A 23,411-nucleotide genomic window follows, 5' to 3' on the forward strand; every position below is an offset into this window, starting at 1 on the left:
TAATATTTGTCGAGTAGTCCTATGTAAGTGAATGGTACCCCCCTTAAAAATAAAGGTGTACCTCTTTGGGACTAGCTCGCGAAGTACACCGTGGTCTTTGTAGAATATCTCTAAATTTTTTGAGTTATAAAACTTACCATTTAATGATTCCAGTCGAGATATCAATATGAGATAAATTTGAATTTGCTGGATAGAGTTGCTCTGTATTCATGTTATTTATTGCGAGATGTTGCTATGTAGATATGTTTTTTTAATTCGCGTAGCAAAAAATCTGAGTTAAAAGAGTACTCATTTTCAGCCTCTTCTTTACCCATAAGAACACATGCACTTTCTTTTGCAATTGTGATAGCTTGTGCATGCCGTATCAATGCGTAAAAACATTCATAATTTCGTGGATTAATTGACTTAGTGTTATGAAAATAATCCAGATCAATATCAAGTATGTATGGCTCTTCTGTAACAACTTTACCAGTTGTAGTAATTGTCATGCTACTTGCTAGCCCAATCTGATTAAATAAAAAACAATCATCAATAACGTTACTGTTATATGCATGCATACATGAATCTTCATCTGCACTACTAAGACCATCACATTTTATATTAGGTTCAACAATAAACATTTTATCTGTAGGCATAGTATAGGTTTTTATAAAACTTAAATCGTCTTCATAGGGATAGCTAGGTTCAATGAGAGTTTTTAGTTTATCTAATTGCCCACTGTTAAATGCTTCCTTTATGTTACGATCATACTCAGTTTGTTTTTGGCGATATTCTTTGATTAAATTTGACTCGGTAGGTGGTTCAATCATATTACTACTAGGTAATGTTATTGAATAACTTAATATGCCCAATTTAATGGATAAATCTATATGTTCATCGTTGCGAAGATCTTTTAACAATGGTTCCATTTGATCATAATTATATACTTCTGCTAATTCTTTAAGTTTTAATATGAGCAAAGAAATTCTAGACTCAATTTCGTAATATTTTTGTTCACAATCTCTCGCTTGTTGTATTTGAGTCCCATAATAAAGTCTGAAAGCTTTCATCGTATCAGTATGGTGATCTAATGTTATTAGGTGTGGGGTTGATTGTATTCTCTCTTTAATCATCAACCAAGGTATAACTGCTGTAGCATGATCCTCGAATATATAAACTGGCTTATTATTAATATATTCTAATAAAAAATCTTTTTTGTTATATAAATAGTCCGTCTGCATTTTAATCTCTAAAAAATTCAATTCATAATTATGATAACTTAAATAGCTTGTTGTTAACTTGTGATAAGTCAATCTTAGATATAGAAAAGATATATTTAGATAATTTCATTTGAGCTACTTTTGTAAAGTTAAAAAGACGTAAGATCTCATAAATCAAAAAAAAGCTCTTCTTAACCACTTTTAACTTTACAAAAAATTATTAATTAATTTTAAGTATTTGAATTAAAAAAATATATATAAAAAATATATGGACTTCCGTTCTAATCAAAGTTTCAAAAAAGGCGAGTTTATCTCGCCTTTTTTATTATTCAATTCCTAGCAAACGTAGAACTGCCGTGCCAACAGCGGCCAAACAAATCACCAATAACAGAGGAACTTTTTTCCAAACCAAGAAAAGCGCTAGAGCCACCCCAAATATACGCGCAAAACCTGTGAAATGTTGGCCTTCAAAAAATGTAGTGGTCACCGCAATGGCACAGAGCAAAACGGTTGCGCCATTTGAGAGTAAAACTTGGTATTTTTCAGAAAACGAAAACTTGGCACCTAAGTGAAAGCCAGCAAAACGAATACTGTACGTTCCAAGTGCAAGTAGAGCTATTCCTACAATAATAAGTAACTGTTGACTCATTTCTTTCTACCCCATATCAAGCCAAAAAGCGAAATCAGAATTGGAAGTCCTGAGGCTAAAAAAGGTGTAGTCATCAGCGCTAAAGTTGATCCGGCAAATGCAGCTTTTCGTGTAGATTTATTCTTTAAAGCATTAAAAGTAAGTGCAATCAAAATCGCTGGGAAAATTGCATCTAAGCCAAATGTTTTAGGGTCTGGAATAGCACTTCCAATAAAATAACCCGCCGTGACACCAAGTGGCCAAGTCAGCATAATGCATATACCACACAACCAATAAGCAGCTTTTTTTGTCTCTAAGTCAGGTTGTGCCATGCCAAACAAAACGCTTTCATCGTTCATGATATGAGCCCCAAAATACTGAGAGAATTTGCCTCGGATCAGTTCATTGACTGCAATACCAAAAGGTAAGTGCCTTAAATTGACGAGTAGTCCTGCAATCGCAGCCGCAATTGGGCTACCACCAACTGCCAAGAAGCCAATAAAAATAAATTCGGCAGTTCCTGCAAGCACAAAGACAGATAGGCAAAGCGGAATCCAGAGTGCCAAGCCATAGCTTGCAGCGAGTGAACCTAAAGACATACCAACAACACTGGTTGCTAGACATACAAAGAAAATCGAGCGAGTGGTGTCTTTACTAAGTTTCTTAATGAGAGCGTATGTGGACATAGCATGATATAACGAACGATTTTCCATTATAATGAATAAGTCTGATTGTTTTGTCAAAACGAACGATCGTTTTTTTTATAGAACGGATGTGGTGAATGTCTCAGCCAATTGAAATTATTGCCAAAGGTTTAACGCGTGAACGCCAAAGAGCAGGGCTTTCATTGGCAGAAGTTGCTCGCCGTGCAGGTGTTGCCAAATCTACACTTTCTCAGTTAGAGGCAGGGCAAGGTAACCCCAGTATTGAAACCTTATGGGCACTTTGTGTGGCGCTCAATATTCCATTTGCACGCCTGATGGAAGAGCCGAGTAATCAGGTGCAAGTCATTCGCTGTGGCGATGGGCCAACGGTGAGTTCCGAGATTGCCAATTACAAAGCAATTTTGTTGGCGACTTGTCCACCGCATGCGCGCCGTGATGTATATTTATTGATTGTGGAGCCGGGTGAAGACCGACTGTCAGAGCCGCATCCAGTTGGTTCTGTAGAACATATTATTGTGGTCGAAGGCAAAGCTTTAGTGGGTTTAATTGATGAGGCAGTTGAGCTTGGCGTCGGAGACTATATTTGTTATCCAGCCGATCAAAAGCATATATTTAGAGCCTTAGAAACAGGAACAAAGGCGTTATTAATTTCTGAACAAAACTAAAGAATTTCAAGCTCATTAAAATAAAAACTAAAAATTACTTACCCTCATCCAATATAAAAAGGGCCAATTTTGCGTATAAATTTTGCAATTGGCTCTCTCTTTTATTACAAAAATGGCTCTCGTTTCTTGAGTGCCGAAACGACAAATTAAAGCCATTGGAAGTATGCATACGGAAGCGCCGGATAAGCTCAGTGAATTTTCTGTTTTAGGAATTGAGCAAAACGGCTAAATTTTTAGGGGATATTTTTTGGCTTCGGAGGATTTCCGAGTCTAGCCGATATCCTCCATATATTAAGGAAAATGATATGGCAGCTCATCAAAATGGTTCTGAAGCCAATCACTCCCAAAGTTTAAAACATGGACTTAAATCACGCCATCTAACCATGATCTCGATAGCAGGGGTTATTGGTGGCTCTCTCTTTGTTGGCTCAGGCAGTATCATATACAACACAGGTCCTGTGGTTTTCTTAACCTATGCTTTAGGTGGACTACTCGTTTGGTTCATCATGCGTATGCTAGGCGAGATGGCCGTTTTAAACCCCGACAGTGGCTCTTTTTCAACTTATGCGGACCGCGCAATTGGTCGTTGGGCAGGTTTCTCAATTGGGTGGTTGTACTGGTGTACGCTGGCAATGCTCATGGGGTGGGAAGCTTATGTGGCAGGTAAAATTTTAAATAACTGGTTCCCGTTTATACCGATCTGGGTCTATATGACTGTCGTCATTGGTGCACTGGTTGCAGTCAATTTGCAGAACGTAAAGAACTATGGTGAATTCGAGTTCTGGTTCGCTCTCATCAAAGTCATTGCGATTGTGATCTTCTTGGTGATCGGTAGCTTAGCCATCATGCATTTGTGGCCTTGGGGTAATCCAGCTGCATCTGGTATCAGTAATTTAACCTCTCAAGGCTTTATGCCTAATGGCGGTTCATCCGTTATTACCGCCTTACTTGGGGTCATGTTTGCCTATATTGGCGCTGAAATTGTGACTGTAGCAGCGGCAGAGTCTGCAAACCCATCTAAAGAAATTCGTAAGGCTTCGAACTCAGTGGTTTGGCGAATTATTTTATTCTACGTCGGTTCAATGTTTGTGGCGGTATGTTTAATTCCTCACAACAATGAACTTTTAAAAGATTCGACTTGGGGTACTTATAGCGTTACGTTGTCTGCGCTTGGTATTCCGGGCGCGCGTCATATCGTAAACTTTGTGGTTCTAACCTCGGTATGTAGTTGCTTTAACTCAGCGCTTTATACGTGTTCACGTATGTTGTTCTCATTATCTAAACGTGGTGATGCACCGAAAAGCTTTGGCTCTGTAAACAGTAAAAGTAGTCCGTGGGTGGGCGTGATTGTGTCATGCTTCTTCTCTGTAATTGCCGTGATTTTAACTGCAACCAAGAGTATGGATGTGTATGACTTTTTCATGCTAACAACAGGTGCAGCAACATTGTATGTATACCTGACGATTGCTTATTCTCAGCTTCGTATGCGTAAGAAGTTAGAAGCTGAAGGCGTGAAAATTGACTTTAAAATGTGGATGTTCCCTTACTTAACTTACGTGGTGATCTTTGCAATTATTGGTGCAATTCTTACCATGCTGATTGAAGGCACCTATTTTAAAGAAGTGATTTACACTACAGCATTGTTCGGCATTATTGTGTTCTTCGGTTTGCTGTCTGAAAAACTGGGATGGGGGAAAGAGCGTAGAGCGACTCATTTAACTCATAGCCATGAAGAAAAGTTAGTTTAAATTTTTAAATAAAAAAGAGCCTCACTGTGAAGCTCTTTTTTATTTGTCTTAATACGGAAGAATCTTTAATTCAGCGTAGGGACACCTGCTTCACGTAAGCATTGAAGTAACACACCAAAAGCCATCACCATATCTTTTTCATTTACACAAGCAAAGCCCATGAGCAATCCACGTTCGGCATGTGCATGCGACTGCATGTAGTACTGAGACAGTGGTCGAACTTTAACACCACGTTCAAGCGCAGTCGCCGCAATCGCGACATCATCGCAAGCGTTTGGAAGTTTTAAAACTAGATGTAATCCTGCGGCTTCATCATATTCATGAATAAATTCGGGGCCAAGGTAGCGTTGAATTAAGCTCACCAAGTAGTCGCGGCGCTTGCCATAGAGTAGGCGCATACGGCGAATATGCGCTTCGTAATGGCCTTCACGAATAAATTCAGCTAAGGCTTTTTGCTCAAGCAAATGGCCCCCACGGTAAAGCTCGGCTGCCACAATACGTAGTGGTGAAAAAAGTGGTTTAGGTACGACCAAATAACCAATTCTTAAAGAGGGGTAAATGGTTTTACTAAACGTGCCCATGTACAGCACAGGCGCATCATTTTCTAAGCCTTGCAAAGACGGATACGGTTGACCTGAGAAACGAAACTCACTGTCATAGTCATCTTCGACAATCCAGCTATTATGCTGGCGTGCAATCTCAATCAGTTTGCGTCGTCGATCTAGGCTTAAATGTGAACCTAGCGGATATTGATGTGATGGTGTGACAAAAATGAGTTTAGGCGGCTTTGCCGGATTTTCTTTAGGAATAATACCTTCAGCATCGACAGGCATCGGTTGAATATCGAGACCATTAATCCGTAAGGTATTACGCATTCCCCAATAAGCGGGATCTTCAAGCCAGATTCGATCACCAATATCACTCAGTGCACGCGAGACCAAATCAATCGCTTGGTGAATGCCTTCGGTAATAATAATCTGGTCTGCATCGCACTGAACCGAACGTGCAACACGTAAGTAATCTGCCAAAGCACTTCGAAGCTCGATACAGCCACCAGCGTTGCTATAAATCAGGCGGTTAATGTCCGGTTCGCGGCTTAGGCGTGCTTGAATACGACTAAAAATATGATGTGGAAACTCTGTTACATCGGGTGCTCCCGGCACAAAAGCTCCCCATTGGTGTGGCGACGCTGCTGCATAGCCTAATAAGTTAGAACCACGCTGCGAAAGGGCATAAGAGCTTTGAACTTTCGGGCTTGAAACCGCTTTTTTCTTATTTTGAGTATTTAAAAAACTCTCTGGTAATTTTTCGGCAACCCATGTGCCATGACCTGTACGGGCTTCTAAGTAGCCTTCAGCTTGTAGCTGTTCATAGGCGGTAAGCACTGTATTTCTAGAAACATGAATTTCACTGGCTAAGTCGCGTGATGCAGGTAGACGAGTCTTGGGCTGGATGACTCCATCAATAATGGCACCACGCAGGCAACGGAAAAGGCGTTGATGTAGTTTCCCTTCAGTGTCCTGTTGGAGTCGTTGTAGCAAATGATCTCCAAGTAAACTACGCAATTGGCTCTCTCCTACAGTTAAAAAGTGGCTCTCGTCAGTTGGCGTCAGACGAGCGAAATTACATGCATAGGCAGTCGTTGTAAAGCACCCTGAAAATTAAGCACAGGATGCAAGAAACCAAAGCTGCAACTGATGATGAAAATATGAGGGAATCAAATGGATAATCAACATTCTGCACTTAACGCACGTAAACAGCAAGCAACTCCACGTGGTGTAGGCGTGATGTGTCAGTGGTATGCGGAAAAAGCTGAAAATGCCACGCTTTGGGACAAGGAAGGCAACCAATTTATCGACTTTGCTGGTGGTATCGCGGTTTTAAATACAGGCCATCGCCACCCTAAAGTGATTGCAGCAGTAACTGAACAACTTACTAAATTTACGCACACTGCCTATCAAGTAACACCTTATGAAAGCTATGTGGCTTTGGCTGAACGTATTAATGAGCGTGCGCCAATTGCTGGTCCTGCGAAGTCAGCGTTTTTCACAACAGGTGCAGAAGCTGTTGAAAATGCAGTAAAGATCGCTCGTTCTTATACAGGTCGTCACGGCATTATTACTTTTGGTAACGGTTTCCACGGTCGTTCATTTATGACGATGGCAATGACAGGTAAAACCGCACCTTACAAACGTGACTTTGGTGTAATGCCAGCGGGTGTGTTCCACGCACGTTACCCTGTACCTGCTAAAGGTATTTCAGTAGACGCAGCGATCGAAAGCGTTGAAGATATTTTCAGTGAAGATATTGCACCACATGATGTTGCGGCAATCGTACTTGAGCCAGTACAAGGTGAAGGCGGTTTCAATGTGGTACCAGCTGAATTCTTAAAACGTTTACGCGCAATTTGCGATAAGCACGGCATTTTACTTGTGGCTGACGAAGTGCAATCAGGTTTTGCGCGTACTGGTAAATTGTTTGCAATGAACTATTACGAGACTAAAGCAGACCTTATCACGATGGCGAAAAGCTTAGGTGGCGGTTTCCCTATTTCGGGTGTTGTAGGCCGTGCAGAAGTGATGGATGCACCAAACCCAGGTGGTCTAGGCGGTACTTACGCAGGTAGCCCGATTGCGGTTGCAGCTGCGCACGCGGTAATTGATGCGATTGAAGAAGAAAACTTATGTGACCGTGCAAATGAATTAGGTGCTGAGTTAGTAACTACCCTTAAAGATATTCAACAAGCAACAGGTGACGTTGTAACTGATATTCGTGCTTTAGGTTCAATGGTTGCAGTAGAACTTGAAACTGCTGAACAAGCAAAAGTTGTACAAAACTATGCAATGGAAAACGGGTTGTTACTTCTTACTTGTGGTAAATACGGTAATGTAATTCGTTTCTTATATCCATTAACCATTCCTGCTGAGCAATTCCGTCAAGGTCTTGATATCTTGAAACAAGGTTTTGCAACACTCAAAGCAGGTAGTGCAAAAGCAACGGAGCAATCTGCATGATTCAAAATACTTTGCAGTATTTGTTAAAACATCCTGATATTGCGTTAGAAGCACCTGCATCAAATGACTATATCGAGGTAAATGATGCTGCTACGGGCGAAACTTTGGCATGGGTAAAAACCTATGACCGCGCAGGGGTTGAAGCTGCAATTAACCGTTCGGCAAAAGCGCAGGCTGCTTGGAAAAAGCAAACTGCCTTGGCTCGTGCTGATGTGTTATTGGCATGGTACAACCTCATGCTTGAGCACAAAGAAAATTTAGCTCAAATTTTAACAGCTGAGCAAGGTAAACCATTGGCAGAAGCACGTGGTGAAATTGGTTATGCAGCATCGTTCATACGCTGGTTTGCCGAGCAAGCTCGCCGTATTGATGGTGAAGTATTAACACCTACGTTGCCAAATCAACGTCTGCTCGTGATTAAACAAGCAATTGGTGTTACTGCTGCAATTACGCCGTGGAACTTCCCAGCTGCCATGATTACGCGTAAAGCAGGTCCAGCGATTGCTGCGGGTTGTTCAATGTTGGTTAAACCAGCAGAACAAACGCCGTTAACCGCCTATGCACTTGAAGTATTGGCTTTACAGGCAGGCTTACCAGCCGATGTTTTAATTAACATTAGTGGTGATGCGGTTGAAGTAGGCAAAACACTATGCGAAAGCGATATTGTTCGTAAGTTAAGCTTCACAGGTTCAACCCAAGTTGGCCGTATCTTGATGCAACAATGTGCGCCAACTATTAAAAAGCTTTCACTTGAACTCGGTGGTAATGCACCAGTTGTGGTATTTGACGATGCCAATCTTGAACAAGCTGTTCAGGGCATCATGGCAAGCAAATATCGTAACAGTGGTCAGACCTGTGTTTGCGCTAACCGTATTTATGTTCAAGACGGTATTTACGATGCGCTGGCAGACCGTTTGGTTGAAGCTGTGTCTAAGCTGAAAGTTGGTGATGGCCGTCAAGAAGGTTCAACTCAAGGGCCTTTAATTGATGAAGATGCGATTGCAAAAGTTCAGTCCCATATTGCAGATGCAACTGAGAAAGGCGCGACAGTTCGTATTGGTGGTCAGCGTTCGGCACTTGGTGGCACATTCTTTGAACCAACAGTTTTAACTGGTGTAACGCAAGACATGAAAGTGTCTAAAGAAGAAACCTTTGGTCCGCTTGCACCGCTATTCCGCTTTAAAACTGAAGACGAAGCAGTGGCAATGGCGAACGATACCGAGTTTGGTTTAGCTGCTTATTTATTTACTCAAAGCACAGCTCGTCAATGGCGAGTGGGTGAAGCACTTGAGTATGGAATGGTCGGCATTAACACGGGTGCAATTTCAAATGAAGTTGCTCCGTTTGGTGGCGTAAAACAATCAGGTCTAGGTCGTGAAGGTTCAAAATTCGGCATCGAAGAATATGTCGAAATGAAATACCTCTGCGTAGACTTATCTGAGTAAAGAACAAAGCGGGTTCGTTTTGTTCTGAACGAAAACATGCAGTTATGCTGTATGTGATGTTTCACAAAAAACCGGTCATGCCCATTCATGACCGGTTTTTTTATTTAAGTCGGCAAATACCCTTCATGGCTTTCGGGTAAACGCCTGAGTTCTTCAATCAGAGTTTCAATGAGTTTTTCGACCACCAGACGTTGGCCTTTTCTAGACACATAAACCAGTTGTAGCATGCCAATATTCGACTTCCAGTCAGGAAGAATATGCACAAGTGTGCCTTTACGAATTTCAGATTCGACAGTTAAAAAGGGAAGATCGGCAATGCCTAAACCATCCATCACGGCATAGTAAACACCTGCCAAGTCATTACTTTTGATTCGTGGTTGATAAGGCACATCAACTGATTCACCATTTCGAATATTGCATAAATGCCAAATATAATTTTGCTTTTGAGTACCTAAGCTAATACTTGGAAAGTCTTGTAATTCAGAATAATGCTCAATGGTACGGCCTTGTAGTAATTCAGGCGAAGCCACTAGACAGTGGTCGGTTTTAATTACATCCCGAACAATTAAATTCGAATCTTCATTCGGTTCAAAATTGGTCCGAATCGCGAGGTCGATGTCATCATGCAAAATATCTACTCGACGGCTGGTCAGCTCAAGCGATATTTCAACTTTAGGATAAGTTTTTAAAAACTGATTTAAAATTTTTCTAATTTGAAAATGCATCATTAAAGGTGGACAGCTGACTTTTACTACTCCTTGAGGCTCACTTTTTTGCTTTAACAAAACGTTTTCTGCACATTCAACTTGGGCAATAACTTTGCAGCATTCTTCGTAGAACTCTTGGCCTAAATCGGTCACTTTAAAATGGCGAGTTGTTCTTTGAATGAGGCTAACGTTAAATTTATTTTCAAGGTCAATAATGCGTCGGCTGAGTTTGGACTTACTAATATTTTCAGCTTCACTGGCTGCACTAAAGCCGCCGTGTTTTACGACTAAATAGAAATAATAAAAATCATCAAAAGAGCTTATCAATGTCCGATCAATCCATTTAAATTTAAGATTAGAGCGCTTAAGCACTCTAATCTTGTCAATTCAGCTTATTTTTGCGATGTATTAAAACTATAGCTTGTCATTAGGTTGCGGTAATCAGGAATATGATTTGAGAAGAGAGCACCTAAGCCTTCTACGTCATTACGCCAGTCACGGTGTAACTCACATGCCATGCCAAACCAAGTCATCAGCTGAGCACCTGCTTTTGACATACGGTCCCAAGCAGCATCACGTGTTAATTCATTGAAAGTACCAGAAGCATCAGTAATCACAAACACTTCAAAGCCTTCAGCGAGTGCAGATAAAGCAGGGAATGCCACACAAACTTCAGTGACCACACCTGCAATAATGAGTTGTTTTTTGCCTGTCGCTTTAACTTCTTTTACGAAGTCTTCATTGTCCCAAGCGTTGATTTGACCAGGGCGTGGAATAAATGGTGCATCTGGGAAAAGTTCTTTTAATTCTGGAACTAAAGGACCGTTTGGACCATTTTCAAAACTGGTCGTTAAAATAGTCGGTAAATTAAAATATTTTGCTGCGTCTGCAAGCGCTAATACGTTATTTTTAAATTTATCTGGTTCGATATCTCGAACTAAAGAAAGTAAACCAGCTTGATGGTCAACTAAAAGAACCGCAGCATTATCCTTGTCTAAACGGACGTAATCTTGAGCCATTTTTATATCCTCATGTTATCAAAATGAATAATTAAAAATTATTAAGTAGGTCGTTAGTGCCTAAAATTATGCTAGTTGAGTTTGTTGTCGTGATTAAGTCTAAAAAATAGGATTAAGAATTTTAAAAATAGGACGATCTTTTGAAGCGTACCTCAAACTTTAAGATTGTCTCATATATGAAATAATGTGTTGCTAAACCTGATCTATAAACTGCAATTATTGAGGCGTAAAATCAATCTCAGTTCAAGAAAATCCTACATATATAGGAGAGATCAGATGAAGAAATTTCTTGGTGCATATCAAAATAACCACATGCATTGGGTTGGTGATGGTTTCCCTGTATATAACCTGTTCTCTTATGACCGTTTAGGCCAAACCCTAAGCCCATTTTTGTTACTGGATTATGCAGCGCCTTATAACTTCTCACCAACCACCGAACAACAAGGTGTCGGGTCGCATCCTCACCGTGGCTTTGAAACCGTGACGATTGCCTATCAAGGTGAAGTAACACACAAAGACTCAAGCGGCGGCGGCGGAACCATTAAAACGGGTGACGTACAATGGATGACTGCAGGTGCAGGTGTGTTACATGAAGAGTTCCATTCTCCTGAATTTGCAGAGCATGGTGGTCTGTTTGAAATGGTGCAATTGTGGGTAAATTTACCTGCTCATTCAAAAATGACCCCTGGAAAATACCAAGCAATTGAAGCGAAAGAAATTCCAGACATCGCGCTAGATGAGCACGGTAGTCATTTACGTGTGATTGCGGGTGAATATGCAGATTCAAAAGGTGCCGCAACGACCTTTAGCCCATTAAACGTATGGGATGGTAAGTTAGTCAAAGGCCAAAAACACACCCTTTATGTGCCTGAAGGACATACTACACTTGTTGTTGTTTTAGATGGTGCTGTGGTCATTAATGATTCAAACCGTCTTGAAGGTAAAACCGTTGCGATTTTATCTCGTGAAGGTGTTGAGTTTAGTTTAAATGCTGAAGAAGACACTAAATTCCTAGTGTTGACTGGTCAACCACTCAATGAACCAATCGAAGGTTATGGCCCATTTGTCATGAATACCAAAGCCGAGATTATGGAAGCGATTAATGATTTTAATCGTGGAAAATTTGGTTCTCTCATGCAAGAAGCATAAATTGTTTATTTGAGCTTAATTAGCTATTCAAGCAAAGTAATAAAAAGCCCGCTATCAAGTGTGAATAGCGGGCTTTTTCGCTGTAAAGTTTCTATTTTTATGATAGATATCATTATTGTTTGGGCATTGTTTTATGTGACTTAGTTCTCATTGTTGTGGTGGCATGATATCGCAAAAAGAGTATTTTGTAAAATATTTGATATAAATTTAGTTAAATTATCTCATTTTATTTAAAAGAATTTTTTTTAAATTTTTAAAAAATATAAAGTTTTATCGACTTATTTTCTTTTGTAAAGTTTTATAAATAAATTTGCATTCATCAGAGAAAATTTTTCTGTATAAATTCATGTAAAAAATAAAAATCTGGTAGTTTTTAATACGGTGTTTTTTTTAGGTATGAGTGATAATCAAAAAAATTCTCGAAAAATGGGACATCATTTTGGATATCGCAATTATTGGTAGTGGAATGGCAGGACTTGCAGCAGCAAGAATTCTGAAAGATGCAGGACATACAATCACGATATTTGAAGCACTTCCTGGCCGGGGAATGGATAGCCATAGCATTGAGTTCGATGGTGGGATTATTGATGCGCCATTGCGTGTTATGAACCCGCATCTATGGAAAAATACACTCAGCCTTGCTGCACACTTAGGTATTAAAACTTTCCCAGTTCGTACCTATATGTCTTGTAGCTGGTTATTTGAAGATCGTACTGAAACATGGTTAACCACATCTCGTAGCCGTATTGGTAATTTCCCGATTATCAATAACCGTAAAGGCATCCAGCAGTATGGCTGGCGTCTTGTGAAAGGGATGTTGCAATTAAAAACTGCGATCCACCAGTTTTTCAAATCTAAAAATCAAGATATTACTCTCGCTGAATTTATTAATCAGAACGACATAGAAGAAGTATTCTGGCACGGTGTAGTGATGCCAGTGCTCTATACCATTTGTACATGTAACCCAAAAACAATTGGTGACTGGCCTGCAAAAAACCTTCTTGAGTTTTTGCGTCACTTAACTGATGGCGACATGCTATTGCGTATGAAAGGCGGTACACCTGCATTTGTAGACAGCTTAATTAAAGGCATCGATATCCATAGCGGTTCGGCAATTAAGAAAGTTGAGCAACAAGGCGAAAAAGTACTGGTTGAAAATGCGCAAGGCGATAAGGGCACATATGACCGCGTCATTGTGGCGACACCAACATCTAAGATTGAAGAGTTCTTAAACCCTGAACAGTTTGCAGATGATATGAATCTGCTTAAACAGTTTCGTTTTGAGCAAGGTGACTTAGTTATTCATACTGACGCAACAGTGATGCCACCACGCCGTAAAGACTGGTCAGTGCTGAGCTATATGATGGATCGTAAGTTTACTCGTCAGCAGTTTACAGTTTGGATGAACGCTGTTGAGCCATCACTTGTAGGTAAAAATCCTGTATTCCAAACTTGGCGTCCAGTGACTGATATTGACCCTAAAAAAATCATTTCAAAAGTGACTTTAACGCGTGCAGTTGTAGACTCGCAAACCATTGCTCTAAACAAAGAGTTACAGCAACGTCATTTAGAACCAAATCGTAAAGTATTTTACTGTGGTTCATGGTCATGTGATGGCTTGCCAATTTTAGAGTCAGCCGTGACTTCTGCAATGCATATTGCTGAAATTTTAGGTGCACCTTTACCATTTGTAGGTTTAAAACCTCAGGTTGAAGTTGCTCCAGAACTCGGCTACTAAAATTGTGAAAACAAAAGTTCGAGCAGCTCTTTCTCGATTCATTCCTCATAAATATGCCATTGATGCATCAAGCTTGGGGGATGATGGAGAGCTTGCTTGGACAAATTTGGGTTTTTGGAAAAATACCCAAAACTATCCTGAAGCTTGTCGCCAATTGGCCGACCATTTGGCACAAGCTGTCAATTTAAATTCAAAAGATTATTTACTCGATTTAGGCTGCGGACAGGGTGCAAGTTTGTTGCACTGGTTACAACACTATCAGCCCAAAAGTATGAGTGCCGTTGAGCTACAAGCTCAATGTGTGAATAAAATTCAAAAACTTATTCCTGAAATAAGTCAGATTTTTTGCGGTTCATTTTTAAATTTAAAACAATTTAAATTTAAACAAGCTTTCGATGTGGTGATGTGCATTGATGCGGCTTACCACAGTTCTTTAAATTCATTTCTATATTCGGTCACTCCCGTTTTAAATTCAAAAGGTCGCTTAGGTTTTCACTACTTAATGCGAGCTGAATCATGTCAAAACATGACAATGTTGCAAGAACAAAAGTATCGTTATTTACTCAAAGCAGCCGATGTCGCTTGGGATGCTGTACCAACTGAACAAACTCTAAGAACAACCTTGGAACAGCACGGTTTTACAGATATTCAAATTGAAGATTTATCTGAACAAGTATTATTAGGTTTTTCAGAGTATATTCAAAAACAACAAGGACAATCTCATAGCCGAGGGTTGGCGAATTTTAAAATTCAAATGACTGCAAAGTTATGCCAGCAACTCTACCAAAGTGGGTATGTCCGTTATATTCAAATAACAGCAATAAAAAAATAGGATGAGCCATGTCAGCCAAATATCAAGGATCGTGTTTATGTGGAGCTGTGAGCTATCAAAGTGAAGCAGCGCCACGTTATAGCTTTAATTGCCATTGTCGAGATTGCCAAAAAGCCACAGGTTCAGCATATGCACCAATTGCTTTTTTTCACCAATCTGAATTGAAAGTGAATGGTGAACTTAAATATTTTGAGACCGTAGGTTCTTCTGGCCGTTCCATTAAAAGAGCGTTTTGCCCGACATGCGGTTCTCAGCTTTTTGGCTTACCTGAAATTGCCCCTGAAATGATTTCAATACGTGCAGGTACGCTTGATGACCCAAGTCTTTATGAGCCTAGAGCTGAGGTATTTGTGAGCCAAGCTTATGCTTGGGATACGTTGAACCCAAACCTTAGACACTTTGAAAAAATGATAGAGAAGAAGAAAGAAGGGCAGAGGTAGTCTGACAAGCCCGTACGCTTTTTCCTACGTCCATTCAGGAAATTGACGTCTTTCTATGACTTCATGAATTACCTATGATGAACTCATCAGGAACAGGAAGTTCCAAAACGTAAAACAACAATAATAAGTTTAAGCATCAGGATGTGAGGTATTACAGGATGTATACCTAGTAACGAAATACGAAAAAAGCCCAACAGGATGTTGGGCTTTTTTTCATTTCTTATTAAATAATTTATTTCACACTGAGGATAATAGATTCACAAGCCAGAATATAAAACCTACAGACAACAAAAAACCTCATAAATCAAATATTCATGAGGTTTAATGATGGTGCCGGCACACGGATTCGAACTGTGGACCTACTGATTACAAGTCAGTTGCTCTACCAACTGAGCTATGCCGGCAATGTGGAGTGAATTTTACAGTTTCTTAAAAAAAATACAAGCCAAAAAATGAGCATTTGAATTTTTTCTATCAATTTTTAAGCGCTTATGCGTTTGAGCTTTAAAAATGGCTTAAGGCTTCAACATATAAATAAAAGAATCAACATGTTCACCACTATTTAAAGTGACGCGAACAGGTACTCTTTCGTACTCTTCGCCTTCAAAGTCATCCAGTAATTTCCAGTTAGCATCTAAATGTTCTGAGCTAAAAACAAAGCCTTGCACTTGGTTAGCACTATCATCGAGTACAATTCCCGGATAGCCTAAATCTGCTCCCCAACCTTCATGATGTAGGGTTCCGTTTACCCAGCCTTCCGACCATTGTCCGCCAATATTTTCAAGTATATGGGCATTAGGACGTCCGGGACCTAAAGTGCCATAAACAAATAAACTCGACATGTGTTTTTCCTTTAAATTACTCATTAATGTGCTTTTGCGTGTGCGGTATAAACCACTAAAAATATTCCCAATACTGACAATACAACCGCCAAAGTGACAATCGCACTCCAGCCACCGTGTAACCAGAACCAACCACCTGCCGAACCGACAATACTTGAACCCATATAGTAAAAAAGTAAATACAGAGAACTCGCATGGGCTTTGGCTTGTTTGCTTTCAGCGCCGACTGAACTACTGGTGAGTGAGTGAGTAATAAAGAAGCCGGTGGTAATAAAGGCAATCCCAATAATAATGCCAAAAAGCGAGCTGAGTAGAGTCATGAGGCTACCCACAATCATGAGCGCGAAGCCACTCATCATCATGGTTTTTTTACCAAAGCGATCGGCTAAGCTACCTGCCAACGATGAAGACACCATACCAAAGCTATACGACAAGAAAATAAGGCTAATTTGTGTTTGGCTCAGTGAATAAGGCGCGCCGCTTAAACGGAAAGTCGCGTAGTTAAATAAGGTCACAAACACACTGGTGAGCAAGAAACCAATGGCAAACAGGCGTAATAATTTAGTATTGCTTAAATGAGCACGCCACATTTGCATGTGAAAGCCTAAATTCAGCCCTTTTTTCTGTACAAAATTACGTGAAGCAGGGAGTAAGCTTAAAAAGGCAATTGAGCAAATAAAACAGATTGCGCCCAGCAAACCTAAAGCGGTGCGCCATGAAAAATATTCAATCAAAATGCCCATGCCGACACGGCCCATCATGCCGCCAAAGGCTGTCCCTGCAATATACAACCCCATGGTTTTACCCAAGTGTTCAGGTGCAATTTCTTCGGCAATCCAAGCCATTGTCACTGCGGGTACACCACCGAGCAGCAAACCTTCTAACGCTCGTGCCATCAGCAAACTGTGCCAGTTCGGAGTAAACATTGAGACAATATTTAAAATTGCTGCACATAGCATCGATGTAAAGATTACACCACGACGACCAATCGCTTGTGAAAACGCGCTTGATAGCACAATCGAAATGGCTAAAAAGGCAGTCGTTAATGACAGTGCTAAAGAGCTACTCGCAGGACTAATCTGGAAACTTTGGCTAAATGCAGGCAACAACGGCTGTACACAATAAATCAGTGAGAAACTGGCAAAACCTACAAGGAACAAAGCGAAACCTGCATGCTTATAGGCTTTAGTACCTTTATGAATCCACTCACGTGAAAGCAGAGAAGTCGCTTCTGTGTTTAAAGTGCTGGGTGTAGATGAAGAGCTCATATCATGACCATGACAGAAAGAAAGAGCAGTGCTTGAGGGCATGCTGCATCGAGAAAATTCGATGAATTAAAATTAGCAATTTAGAGGGTATTTTTCTAATATATTTAACAATAGGTCATAATATGTTTTATATATAGCAATGGAACTCAGACATATACGCTACTTTTTAGCAGTAGCAGAAGAAAAAAACTTTACCAGAGCTGCGCAGCGTTTAAACATGAGCCAGCCGCCTTTAAGTATGCAAATACGTGACTTAGAAGAAGAATTAGGCGCAGATTTATTTATTCGTTCACCACATGGGGTGGAGCTGACCGAAGCGGGGCTTGCCTTTTTAAATGCGATTCAGCCAGTACAGCAGCGTGTAGAAGATGCAGCCAACCTTGTTAAACAAGTGGCAAATGGCGAAGTAGGTCAACTACGATTAGGATTTACAGGTACTTCAATGCTGAACCCTCTCATTCCTAAATGCGTTCGCTATTTTCAGCAGCAATATCCGAAAGTAGATTTAAAGCTTGAAGAAGCCAATACCTTGTTGCTCATCGACCTATTGCTTGAAGACCGTTTAGATGTGGCAATTATTCGCTCACCACGCAACATTCCAGATAGTCTCATTCTTCAAGAATTATTAGCAGAACCACTCATTGCGGCTTTGCCTTGCGAGTCTTTGAGTTTAGATGATTCAACGCAAGAAATTGATTTAACTACACTGCGAGAGCTTGATTTTATTGTCTCGCCACCATCCATTAGTGCAGGGCTTTTTGATGCAATTAAACAAGCCTGTCATGAGCATGGTTTTGAACCGAAAATCGGACAAAACGCCCCGCAAATTGTGTCTATTTTATCGTTGGTGTCTGCAAATCTAGGTGTATCTTTGGTGCCTGAGTCGACTAAACAATTGCAAATACAAGGTGTCGCGTATCGCTCTTTAAAAGCACCTGTACCTACGGTGGGTTTAGGACTTGCCTATAAAAAACATGCCCCTTCACAAATGGCGATTAACTTTGCCAGTGTGGTGCAAGTGGCTTGCCACCACGCCAACGAAATTGATGAAATTGGCTAGTTTGATTTCGGCGCTTTATTCATTAAAAAGATGCCTGAAATAATGAAAATTGCTCCATATAAAAATGATAAAGTCGGTTGTTCATGAATGAAAACCCATGCCATAAGCGCTGCAAAAATAGGTTCGGAAAGCTCGGTCACTTGTACCTTTGCGGCACTCATATAAGACAACGCTTTGGTGGTACAGAAAAAGCCAAGTATGGTCGGTAGAACAGCTAAACCAATCAAACCTAAAACAATGTCAGTATTAAAATGAATACTATGCAAGTTTATTAAAAACGGAACGGCAAGATAAACGCTGCCAAAGAGCAATAAATACTTGGTAAGAAACAGCCCCCCGTTTAATTTAAACTTTTTAACTAAAACTGAAAATAGGCCATAACCCGTGCCAGCAATTGAGGCATTGATCAGCATTAAAAGGCTATTTTCACCCTTCCATGAAATGATACTAATACCAGCAACTGCTAATAATGTTCCTACAAGAGAGTGAATGTAGATACTCTCTTTTAAAATGAATCGACCAAAAAATAGGGCAGAAATAGCAGCCGAAGCCATGAGTACCACCACGACATTGGCGGCAGCACCGTGGTTATAGGCAATGGTTTCAAAAAAGAATAGCGAGAAAATTCCTAAAAAGGCACAGATGGCAATTTGAGTAAAAACACTGAGCTTGCTTGGCGCGCTACTGATGTAGGCAATCTTGTGGCTCACAGGCACTTTAAACAAAAAAACACTTAAAAAGAAAAAGGCAATAATGGTTTTTAAAAAGGCAATGTCTTGTGGATTTAAACCACTGTGCATGAGTAATTTACTAATGACACCAATAGATGCATTTAAAGCTGCTGCACAAAGTGCAAATAGAGTTCCGATAATTAAATTATTCACTCTTATAATTCTTCCTAAGTTTTACGCATGAAGTCTACAATATTTTTTGGATGAATATTCAACAAAAATAACCAATTAACGCTTGGTATTTTCAACGATTTATTTTGAATTGATTTAATAAATTTTTATTTAAGACTAAAAGCATTGTAAGAGACTTTTGTTTCAAAGAATTGTGATTTATAAAACTTACTCATATTATATAATTAGTTAATTATTAAAGAATTTTAAAAATGATTAAATCTATTATTTCAGGTTGCGCGGTTCTTACACTTTCGGCTTTGGCGGTCACGCATGCAGAGTTTTCTTTTGAACAAGAATTACAACAAGGCTGTAATAAAGTGAAGCAATACGCGAGCTTAGGTAAGAAAAACTACGACCAAAAACAATATAAAAAAGCGCTCGAAAACTTCCAAAGCCAAGCCTCTTGGACTGCATTTTGTAAAGCCAATGAAGATGAAACCACAGTTAAATTTACCGACCGAGATATTGAAGTTGCCAACAATAACGTGGGCTTAGCCTATGCCAAACTGGGTCGGCCACTTTGGGCGAGAGCATGGTTTATGCTCGATGAAAAATCAAAGTCGAGCCTGTTTAATCTTCAGCAGTTACCAGCCCCTAAAGCGTCCAATGACTTGTCAGGTGAATATGTGCGTTATTCGGGTTTTGGTGAGTGGGATCACATCACGGTAAGTCGCAAACAGGGCCAATATGCGATTGGCTATTCGGGTGTTTATATGGGTTTACGAAGCTTAATTTATGGCCCAAACATGGGGCAGTTCGATACCAAAATGCCGACCAATGCCAAGCAAACTATTTATAAAGACGAAGACTGCCGCATTCAGCTCGATTTTAAAACGAGTGCGAAATTAGGCAATTACATTCAAGTTAAACAAAACGAGGGTAACTCGGGCTGTGGCTTTGGACATAACGTTTATGCAGACGGCACTTATTTAAAAGTTGAGTCTGGAAAATAATAAATTCCTTAGTTTTATTTTTTAAGATTTAAAAGGAAACTTGAATGTTAAGTTCGGCAAATATTGGCCATGGAATTATGATGGGCATTGTAATGCTCGTCAGTCTCTTAGTAATTATAATTGCAGTAATTGTTGGGCTATACGGTAAAAAGCGTAAAAATAAGTCTGAGACAGAAAATATAACCTTTATCATTCTATTATGTATTGGTATAGCTGGTTTGCTCTATTCATATATGGGATAGCTGCATGTACAAACTGGAATAAATTCAAAAATATGAGTAGCGAAAAATCATAAGATTAATTTTTTAGGAACTAAATAATGAAAAATATATTTGTACGTTTACTACTTCTTTCGACGGTTATTTTGTCTGCTCAGGTTTATGCAGATGTAGCAAATACAACATGTAAAGAAGTGAAATTTCAAAAAGCCGATGAAGCGTGGAGTGGGCACTATTATTTACATGGCGTGATGGAAGTCGGTTCGGAACTTTTACTTCAGCCAGACGGCAAGTTTAAATGGATGCTTGCTGTGGGTGCATTAGACCAATATGCCGAAGGCTCATGGTGGAAAAACGGTGACTGTATTGGTTTAAAGCCAGAAGCTAAATTTAAAAAGGGTTTAAGTATTTTCCCTGAAAGCCTAACGATTTCAGATAAATCTTTAGACGCGATCTGGGACGGTGGACGCCAACAAGGCACATATAGCAAAGACTAAACTAAAAAAGTCCGACACTGAGTCGGACTTTTTTATGGCTTGTATATTAGTGGTTGACCGCAGCAAGTTGCTGAGCGTTATAACGTGCGCCCATGTTTGGGTATCTCGCGATAATCGCTTGAATTTCTGCCAAATCTGCCGCTGTTAAATGAAGGTCTACAGCACCCGCATTTTCTACAAGGCGTTCGATTTTACGTGTACCCGGAATTGGAATAATGTCGTCACCTTGCGCCAAAATCCAAGCCAAAGCCAGTTGAGCCGCTGTCGCATTTTTGCTTTGGGCAAAGTCACTAAATGCTTGCGCCAAGCTTTGGTTATTTTTCCAGTTATCGCCCTGATAGCGTGGTAACTGACGACGGAAATCGTTTTCATCTAGGCTACCCACATCAAGCGTATTGGTGATTAAACCACGTGATAGCGGAGAATATGGCACAAGGCTAATACCTAACTCGCGAATGGTTTGAAAGTGCGTATCTTCCAGCTCACGAGTAAGCAATGAATATTCGTGTTGAACTGCTGCAATTGGGTGAATTGCATGCGCTTTACGAATAGTTTCCGCCGACGCTTCACTAAGTCCTAGATAACGAACTTTACCTTGTTGCACCAAGTCAGCCATTGCACCAATGGTGTCTTCAACTGGAATGGTTGGATCAATGCGATGCGCATAATACAAATCAATTACGTCTGTATTTAAGCGTTTTAAGCTATTTTCGACCGCAACTTTAATCCACTCTGGAGAACCGTCGATATAAGACTCTAAAGAGTTTTGTGGGTTAAGGTTGTCTTCTTTATAACGGAAGCCAAATTTGGTCGCCAAGAACACTTTGTCGCGGTTTTTTTCTAAAACTTTTGAGAGCAAAACTTCGTTTGCGCCGTTGCCGTACATGTCGGCGGTGTCCCAAAAGTTAATGCCGAGGTCTAATGCCTTTTCTAGGGTTGCAATGCTTTGTGTGTCGTCTGAGGCACCATAGGCAAAGCTCATTCCCATGCAACCTAAACCAAGTGCTGATACTTTTTCGCCTGTTTGTCCTAAAGTTCTATATTTCATTTTTCACACTCTTTTTTGCAAAATCACTTGAGTAGAAAAACTATAAAATGCTTTGGCTCAAACTGACATATAACATTCAAACCAATAATTATAAAATTCAAACAATCTGTTTTTAGGCTACACAGTCTTCGCGGAACTTTTTAGGTGAAAATCCGGTATTTTTCTTAAAGAAGTTGGTGAAATACGCTGAATATTCAAAGCCTAAGCTATAGGCAATTTCGGAAATATTCCAACTGGTATGTTGTAGCAATGCTTTGGCTTCTTGCGTAATGCGCGAGCTAATATGCTCAGAGGTGGTTTTACCTGTAGCTTCTTTTACAGCGCGGTTTAAATGGTTTACATGTACCGACAGGCCATAGGCATAGTCATTTGCAGTTTTGAGTTTAAGCTGAAAATGTGGCGAGTCGATGGGGAACTGGCGCTCTAATAACTCAAAGAATAAATGGCAGATCCGAACAGCAGCATTACTATGTTTTTCAAACTGTTGGGTCGGTTGCATTTTCATGGCTTCGTGCACAAGTAGGTGCAAATAGTTTCTTAAAACGTTGTATTTATGAATATAGTCTGAATTTATGTCATTCATCATCTTTTTGAAAATAAATGAAATTTCTTCAACCTGTTGGTCGTTTAAAAAATACAGCGGGTCGCCGTCGACTTTAAATAGCGGTGAGTCTTTTAAAAAGCTTTGTCTTGATTCTTGGTTTACAAACTCTTCGGTAAATAGGCAAAACCAGCCTGCCTGTTCAGGCGAATTAATTTCCCAAGCATAGGGCACCATTGGGTTGGAAAATAGTAAAGCAGGGCGGTCGACTCGTATCCAGCGGTTAGCATAGTGAAGTTCACCTGTGCCTAAAACCAGTGAAATTTTATAATAATCGCGGCGGCTATAAGGCGTGAGGAACGAGCAGGCATCGCGTTGGAACACGTTGAAATGTCCAAACGAGGTCGATGGAACCGAGTAATCGCTATCTCTGGTTAAAGAAAAGCGGCGATAAAAATCATGTATGGTTTCCATGTCTTTGCCTGCGTGCGTTATCAATTTATTTAAAGTTATAAAATTCAAACTTTATTTACTGTAGCTTTTATTTATAGCGCGATCAATCTGTTCATTTAAACCGTTTTGAAAATGAATGATAAATTAACAATAGGAAAATGATCTGGTGGAAATAAAAATATTTTATAAATTAATAATATATGAGCATTGACACTTAAAAACTTGATAACTATTCTTTGTTTGCAAACGATTTTGCGGTAGAACGAAAAGGGGACACTTTCGAGTGTGCTGGTGCTGTACCCAGTCTGCTAATCCTTTTTCGTTTTGCCATCATTTTACGGTAGAGCGAAAAGGGTGACACCTTCGGGTGTATTGGG

The 23,411-nt window shown here is 40.0% G+C and carries 23 protein-coding genes and 1 tRNA gene; 12 read left to right on the plus strand and 12 right to left on the minus strand.

Translation table 11 applies throughout. From position 1 onward, the window contains the following. Nucleotides 1-212 precede the first annotated feature (212 nt). From I8T81_RS01135 to I8T81_RS01145, 3 genes are all read right to left on the minus strand, one after another. Nucleotides 213-1,220: a peptide arginase family protein gene (locus I8T81_RS01135; protein ID WP_198071941.1), complete on the minus strand. Its 1,008-nt coding sequence runs from the start codon at nt 1,218-1,220 to the stop codon at nt 213-215. 304 nt (nt 1,221-1,524) lie between these two features. Then, nucleotides 1,525-1,848: an AzlD domain-containing protein gene (locus I8T81_RS01140; RefSeq protein WP_198071942.1), complete on the minus strand. Its 324-nt coding sequence runs from the start codon at nt 1,846-1,848 to the stop codon at nt 1,525-1,527. Then, nucleotides 1,845-2,540 carry an AzlC family ABC transporter permease gene (locus I8T81_RS01145; protein WP_198071943.1) on the minus strand — a complete coding sequence of 232 codons (696 nt, stop codon included), beginning with the start codon at nt 2,538-2,540 and terminating at the stop codon, nt 1,845-1,847. The genes I8T81_RS01140 and I8T81_RS01145 overlap by 4 nt, the downstream gene beginning before the upstream one ends. A 68-nt stretch (nt 2,541-2,608) precedes the next feature. Here I8T81_RS01145 and I8T81_RS01150 point away from each other — a divergent pair, with 68 nt between their 5' ends. After that, nucleotides 2,609-3,157 carry a helix-turn-helix domain-containing protein gene (locus I8T81_RS01150; protein ID WP_002117406.1) on the plus strand — a complete coding sequence of 183 codons (549 nt, stop codon included), beginning with the start codon at nt 2,609-2,611 and terminating at the stop codon, nt 3,155-3,157. 305 nt (nt 3,158-3,462) lie between these two features. Next, nucleotides 3,463-4,905, plus strand: a complete 1,443-nt coding sequence (locus tag I8T81_RS01155) for an amino acid permease (protein WP_004705034.1) — start codon at nt 3,463-3,465, stop codon at nt 4,903-4,905. Between the two features lie 65 nt (nt 4,906-4,970). Here I8T81_RS01155 and pdxR read toward each other — a convergent pair whose 3' ends face one another. Then, complete coding sequence (pdxR, locus tag I8T81_RS01160; protein WP_198071944.1) at nt 4,971-6,470, minus strand: MocR-like pyridoxine biosynthesis transcription factor PdxR; 1,500 nt, start codon at nt 6,468-6,470, stop codon at nt 4,971-4,973. Between the two features lie 156 nt (nt 6,471-6,626). Here pdxR and gabT point away from each other — a divergent pair, with 156 nt between their 5' ends. Together gabT and I8T81_RS01170 are read left to right on the plus strand one after the other, a co-directional pair. Further along, a complete protein-coding gene (gene gabT, locus I8T81_RS01165) occupies nt 6,627-7,919 on the plus strand; it encodes a 4-aminobutyrate--2-oxoglutarate transaminase (RefSeq protein ID WP_151682837.1) in 1,293 nt (430 codons plus the stop codon). Next, nucleotides 7,916-9,364, plus strand: a complete 1,449-nt coding sequence (locus I8T81_RS01170) for an NAD-dependent succinate-semialdehyde dehydrogenase (protein WP_004705037.1) — start codon at nt 7,916-7,918, stop codon at nt 9,362-9,364. The genes gabT and I8T81_RS01170 overlap by 4 nt, the downstream gene beginning before the upstream one ends. 104 nt (nt 9,365-9,468) lie before the next feature. Here the strand turns inward: I8T81_RS01170 and I8T81_RS01175 are convergent, their stop codons facing one another. Together I8T81_RS01175 and ycaC are read right to left on the minus strand one after the other, a co-directional pair. Further along, a complete protein-coding gene (locus I8T81_RS01175) occupies nt 9,469-10,443 on the minus strand; it encodes a LysR substrate-binding domain-containing protein (protein WP_134262569.1) in 975 nt (324 codons plus the stop codon). A 20-nt stretch (nt 10,444-10,463) separates the two neighbouring features. Then, nucleotides 10,464-11,090 carry an isochorismate family cysteine hydrolase YcaC gene (ycaC, locus tag I8T81_RS01180; protein WP_198071945.1) on the minus strand — a complete coding sequence of 209 codons (627 nt, stop codon included), beginning with the start codon at nt 11,088-11,090 and terminating at the stop codon, nt 10,464-10,466. 276 nt (nt 11,091-11,366) lie between these two features. Between ycaC and I8T81_RS01185 the strand changes: the two genes are divergently transcribed. The 4 genes from I8T81_RS01185 (at nt 11,367) to I8T81_RS01200 (ending at nt 15,249) form a co-directional block, all read left to right on the plus strand. Beyond that, nucleotides 11,367-12,239 (plus strand): pirin family protein, encoded by an 873-nt coding sequence (locus tag I8T81_RS01185; protein WP_191028801.1) that lies wholly within the window; start codon nt 11,367-11,369, stop codon nt 12,237-12,239. 439 nt (nt 12,240-12,678) lie between these two features. Continuing rightward, the gene (locus tag I8T81_RS01190; protein ID WP_031944570.1) at nt 12,679-13,977 is read left to right on the plus strand and encodes an FAD-dependent oxidoreductase; all 1,299 of its coding nucleotides are present in this window, start codon (nt 12,679-12,681) and stop codon (nt 13,975-13,977) included. A 4-nt stretch (nt 13,978-13,981) separates the two neighbouring features. Further along, nucleotides 13,982-14,809, plus strand: coding sequence for an SAM-dependent methyltransferase (locus I8T81_RS01195; RefSeq protein WP_198071946.1), 828 nt, complete (start codon nt 13,982-13,984; stop codon nt 14,807-14,809). 8 nt (nt 14,810-14,817) lie between these two features. After that, the gene (locus tag I8T81_RS01200) at nt 14,818-15,249 is read left to right on the plus strand and encodes a GFA family protein (RefSeq protein ID WP_198071947.1); all 432 of its coding nucleotides are present in this window, start codon (nt 14,818-14,820) and stop codon (nt 15,247-15,249) included. A gap of 328 nt (nt 15,250-15,577) precedes the next feature. Here I8T81_RS01200 and I8T81_RS01205 read toward each other — a convergent pair. The 3 genes from I8T81_RS01205 to sxtP form a co-directional block, all read right to left on the minus strand. Continuing rightward, nucleotides 15,578-15,653 (minus strand) — tRNA-Thr (locus I8T81_RS01205). A gap of 111 nt (nt 15,654-15,764) precedes the next feature. Continuing rightward, nucleotides 15,765-16,091, minus strand: a complete 327-nt coding sequence (locus I8T81_RS01210) for a gamma-glutamylcyclotransferase family protein (protein WP_151792178.1) — start codon at nt 16,089-16,091, stop codon at nt 15,765-15,767. Nucleotides 16,092-16,114: 23 nt separating this feature from the next. Further along, complete coding sequence (gene sxtP, locus I8T81_RS01215) at nt 16,115-17,359, minus strand: multidrug efflux MFS transporter SxtP (RefSeq protein WP_198071948.1); 1,245 nt, start codon at nt 17,357-17,359, stop codon at nt 16,115-16,117. A gap of 139 nt (nt 17,360-17,498) precedes the next feature. On the opposite strand from sxtP, the gene sxtR reads away from it, so the two are divergent. Then, on the plus strand, nt 17,499-18,419 hold the full coding sequence (gene sxtR / locus I8T81_RS01220; protein WP_198071949.1) for a multidrug efflux pump transcriptional activator SxtR: 921 nt from the start codon (nt 17,499-17,501) through the stop codon (nt 18,417-18,419). Here sxtR and I8T81_RS01225 read toward each other — a convergent pair. Further along, nucleotides 18,416-19,303 carry a DMT family transporter gene (locus I8T81_RS01225; RefSeq protein WP_198071950.1) on the minus strand — a complete coding sequence of 296 codons (888 nt, stop codon included), beginning with the start codon at nt 19,301-19,303 and terminating at the stop codon, nt 18,416-18,418. The two genes, sxtR and I8T81_RS01225, sit on opposite strands and share 4 nt — an antisense overlap. Before the next feature lie 230 nt (nt 19,304-19,533). Here I8T81_RS01225 and I8T81_RS01230 point away from each other — a divergent pair, with 230 nt between their 5' ends. From I8T81_RS01230 to I8T81_RS01240, 3 genes are all read left to right on the plus strand, one after another. Continuing rightward, nucleotides 19,534-20,277, plus strand: a complete 744-nt coding sequence (locus I8T81_RS01230) for a hypothetical protein (RefSeq protein ID WP_198071951.1) — start codon at nt 19,534-19,536, stop codon at nt 20,275-20,277. A gap of 44 nt (nt 20,278-20,321) precedes the next feature. After that, entirely contained in the window at nt 20,322-20,519 is a 198-nt protein-coding gene (locus I8T81_RS01235) for a hypothetical protein (RefSeq protein WP_019458475.1), read from the plus strand. 77 nt (nt 20,520-20,596) lie between these two features. Continuing rightward, a complete protein-coding gene (locus tag I8T81_RS01240; protein WP_019458474.1) occupies nt 20,597-20,992 on the plus strand; it encodes a hypothetical protein in 396 nt (131 codons plus the stop codon). A 46-nt stretch (nt 20,993-21,038) separates the two neighbouring features. On the opposite strand, the gene I8T81_RS01245 is transcribed toward I8T81_RS01240, so the two are convergent. Together I8T81_RS01245 and I8T81_RS01250 are read right to left on the minus strand one after the other, a co-directional pair. After that, nucleotides 21,039-22,040, minus strand: a complete 1,002-nt coding sequence (locus I8T81_RS01245; protein WP_198071952.1) for an aldo/keto reductase — start codon at nt 22,038-22,040, stop codon at nt 21,039-21,041. A 112-nt stretch (nt 22,041-22,152) separates the two neighbouring features. Further along, nucleotides 22,153-23,055, minus strand: coding sequence for a helix-turn-helix domain-containing protein (locus tag I8T81_RS01250; protein WP_039246036.1), 903 nt, complete (start codon nt 23,053-23,055; stop codon nt 22,153-22,155). Between the last annotated feature and the right edge of the window lie 356 nt (nt 23,056-23,411).

Origin of the sequence: Acinetobacter seifertii, from assembly GCF_016064815.1 — a bacterium.
GTDB classification, from domain to species: domain Bacteria; phylum Pseudomonadota; class Gammaproteobacteria; order Pseudomonadales; family Moraxellaceae; genus Acinetobacter; species Acinetobacter seifertii.

Coding starts and splice junctions, on each gene's coding strand:
- I8T81_RS01200 (WP_198071947.1), top strand. CDS start 14,818: ATGTCAGCCAAATATCAAGGATCGTGTTTATGTGGAGCTGTGAGCTAT.
- I8T81_RS01210 (WP_151792178.1), bottom strand. CDS start 16,091: ATGTCGAGTTTATTTGTTTATGGCACTTTAGGTCCCGGACGTCCTAAT.
- I8T81_RS01235 (WP_019458475.1), top strand. CDS start 20,322: ATGTTAAGTTCGGCAAATATTGGCCATGGAATTATGATGGGCATTGTA.
- sxtR (WP_198071949.1), top strand. CDS start 17,499: ATGGAACTCAGACATATACGCTACTTTTTAGCAGTAGCAGAAGAAAAA.
- I8T81_RS01185 (WP_191028801.1), top strand. CDS start 11,367: ATGAAGAAATTTCTTGGTGCATATCAAAATAACCACATGCATTGGGTT.
- I8T81_RS01135 (WP_198071941.1), bottom strand. CDS start 1,220: ATGCAGACGGACTATTTATATAACAAAAAAGATTTTTTATTAGAATAT.
- I8T81_RS01250 (WP_039246036.1), bottom strand. CDS start 23,055: ATGGAAACCATACATGATTTTTATCGCCGCTTTTCTTTAACCAGAGAT.
- I8T81_RS01140 (WP_198071942.1), bottom strand. CDS start 1,848: ATGAGTCAACAGTTACTTATTATTGTAGGAATAGCTCTACTTGCACTT.
- I8T81_RS01150 (WP_002117406.1), top strand. CDS start 2,609: ATGTCTCAGCCAATTGAAATTATTGCCAAAGGTTTAACGCGTGAACGC.
- I8T81_RS01240 (WP_019458474.1), top strand. CDS start 20,597: ATGAAAAATATATTTGTACGTTTACTACTTCTTTCGACGGTTATTTTG.
- gabT (WP_151682837.1), top strand. CDS start 6,627: ATGGATAATCAACATTCTGCACTTAACGCACGTAAACAGCAAGCAACT.
- I8T81_RS01170 (WP_004705037.1), top strand. CDS start 7,916: ATGATTCAAAATACTTTGCAGTATTTGTTAAAACATCCTGATATTGCG.
- I8T81_RS01155 (WP_004705034.1), top strand. CDS start 3,463: ATGGCAGCTCATCAAAATGGTTCTGAAGCCAATCACTCCCAAAGTTTA.
- sxtP (WP_198071948.1), bottom strand. CDS start 17,359: ATGAGCTCTTCATCTACACCCAGCACTTTAAACACAGAAGCGACTTCT.
- ycaC (WP_198071945.1), bottom strand. CDS start 11,090: ATGGCTCAAGATTACGTCCGTTTAGACAAGGATAATGCTGCGGTTCTT.
- I8T81_RS01145 (WP_198071943.1), bottom strand. CDS start 2,540: ATGGAAAATCGTTCGTTATATCATGCTATGTCCACATACGCTCTCATT.
- I8T81_RS01230 (WP_198071951.1), top strand. CDS start 19,534: ATGATTAAATCTATTATTTCAGGTTGCGCGGTTCTTACACTTTCGGCT.
- I8T81_RS01245 (WP_198071952.1), bottom strand. CDS start 22,040: ATGAAATATAGAACTTTAGGACAAACAGGCGAAAAAGTATCAGCACTT.